The organism is Thiomicrorhabdus sp. ZW0627, from assembly GCF_029767005.1.
GTDB lineage: Bacteria > Pseudomonadota > Gammaproteobacteria > Thiomicrospirales > Thiomicrospiraceae > Thiomicrorhabdus.
This window is the reverse complement of the sequence record NZ_JARUQR010000021.1, coordinates 1-430: the sequence shown is the minus strand read 5'-3', so window position 1 is coordinate 430 and position 430 is coordinate 1. Positions and strand designations below refer to the sequence as shown.

The following is a 430-nucleotide window of genomic DNA, read 5'->3' as shown; positions in this document are numbered from 1 at the left end:
CAACAGGTTGTTGAGTATAAAGCCGAGTAAAATAACTCGATAACAAAACGGGGCTCTCAATAAAGATGAAGCCCCGTTGGTTTTTATACCGGCTTGGTATTGCCTTCGAATGTGTCAGCGTTAAGGCTTTGGATAAAACATCACCAGGACGGAGTCGCAATCTAAGGTTAGCGAGCTTTGGGAGAACAACTTATGTTGAAATTATATGGTTACTGGCGCTCCAGCGCCGCTTATCGGGTGCGAATTGCACTCAACCTCAAGGGGCTTTGCGCCGAGCAGCTCTCGGTTCATCTGGTGCGCAATGGCGGCGAGCAGCATCAGGCTGCTTTCAAGGCGCTTAACCCGCAGGAGTTGGTGCCGGCTTTGGTGGTGACGGATGACACCGACGAGCGCGCCGAGTTGGTGTTGTCCCAATCGCTGGCGATCATTG

At 51.9% G+C, this 430-nt stretch carries 1 protein-coding gene; it reads left to right on the top strand.

Annotation, left to right across the window (positions count from 1 at the left end; genetic code table 11):
• Positions 1-192: 192 nt before the first annotated feature.
• On the top strand, positions 193-430 hold a 238-nt coding region (locus QCB45_RS11515), incomplete at its 3' end, for a glutathione S-transferase N-terminal domain-containing protein (protein WP_279421193.1).